Origin of the sequence: Atopobium sp. oral taxon 810 str. F0209, from assembly GCF_000466405.1 — a bacterium.
Classification (GTDB): Bacteria; Actinomycetota; Coriobacteriia; order Coriobacteriales; family Atopobiaceae; genus Olegusella.
Genome location: NZ_KE952949.1, coordinates 180,066 through 181,537, shown reverse-complemented (window position 1 = coordinate 181,537; position 1,472 = coordinate 180,066). Strand labels below are relative to the sequence as shown.

Below are 1,472 nucleotides of genomic sequence, written 5' to 3'. Positions count from 1 at the left end.
TTCTCGAGCTGTTTGGTACGCTTTTGAACCCAATGCAAGAAAAACATGAAGACCGCATCGCGCTTTGCGGATACAAGCTTTATCCCGAATTTGTACAGAGTTCTGCCAGCCAACTGCAAGCTAAGTGTCAGTTGATGATGAAATCGCTATCAGTTGGCTATGGAACTATTAACTACATGCCAGATACACGGCAGATAAGTGGCAGTTATTGCCAAGTTAATTTAATTATTTATCTATATTTTATGAATATCACCAGTTCAGAGCCATTTAGCATGGATATTAACTACATTTTATTTGGGCGAACAAATCGGCTTTTCATTTAGACGAAATAATCTCTGTAGGAGCGGAAATTCTAGGCATGTGAGGACAAATGGCTACTTCTCATATTCACGAAGCAACACAATTACTGGCCAATGCAGAGCACATGCATATGTGCGCTTTTACAGACGATAGGTTATTAAGAAATACATTACGCAAATACAAACTTAAAGAGCGTGTAACCAGTCCCACAACTGGTCTTTATGTACGACAAGATTACTGGAGCAGGCTAAGCACGGAGGAGCAACATCTTCATATTGCTCGAGCTCTACAGGCAAAACATCCCAACTGGGTCTTTTATGGCCCAACTGCCGCTCTTGCATATGGTTTTGCTGTTCCATATAACTCGCTGGCAAAAATCCATGTTATGCATACGAAAGGTGCTTGTCGGGCAAATGGGCTTATAAAACATCGTCGTTTCCCGGAACATATGAAAGCCACTCTCAGCAATCCGTATATCGCCTCCGATATTGCGGTGCCAAATCCCGCTGAAACTATTCTTCAATGCCTTTGCACAATGAATTTTTCAGATGGGCTTTGCATTGCGGACTCGGCATTACGAGTTTTGAACAAGTCAAAAGAATGGTTGCTAGAAGCTGTTAAGCAACTTGGAAAGCAGCGCAAAGGCATCGTCCAAGCAAGACTTACTGCAAGCTTTGCCAATCCACGCGCAGAAAGCGGCGGCGAATCAATTGCCCGCGCACGCATAATTGAGCTTGGTTTTGCTTTACCAGAGTTGCAGGCTCCTATATTTGATCCGTTAAGTCAAAAGACCTTCCGAGCTGATTTTTTGTGGATCTTGCCCGATGGTCGTAAAGTCGCGGGAGAACTTGATGGCAGACAAAAATACTGTGATCCAAATATGACAAATGGACGTTCGATAGTAGATGTGATGGCCGACGAGCGCTTACGTGAATCTCGTATTTCTCGTCAGGTAAGCGTCATGCGATTCTCATTTGCAGATGTTTGCAATCTAGTCTTCTTGGACAAACTACTCAATTCGTTTGATATTCCCCACGCGATCCACCCTTTTATGACACAACCCTATTAAAGTAAGTCTCCTCGCACAGGCTGTTCAGGTATTCCTTCACCCCTTTGTCTACACTCTTCCCGCAGGCGGTTCGATAAGCTCCCTTTTACTCGCATCGGGTTCA

General features: G+C 43.9%; 2 protein-coding genes. Both read left to right on the top strand.

Annotation, left to right across the window (positions count from 1 at the left end; genetic code table 11):
* Positions 1 to 323: hypothetical protein (locus tag HMPREF9069_RS09400; RefSeq protein ID WP_021626094.1), on the top strand; the 323-nt coding region annotated here is incomplete at its 5' end.
* A gap of 47 nt (positions 324 to 370) precedes the next feature.
* Positions 371 to 1,369, top strand: a complete 999-nt coding sequence (locus tag HMPREF9069_RS05040; protein ID WP_021626093.1) for a hypothetical protein — start codon at positions 371 to 373, stop codon at positions 1,367 to 1,369.
* Positions 1,370 to 1,472: the final 103 nt, after the last annotated feature.

Coding starts and splice junctions, on each gene's coding strand:
- HMPREF9069_RS05040 (WP_021626093.1), top strand. CDS start 371: ATGGCTACTTCTCATATTCACGAAGCAACACAATTACTGGCCAATGCA.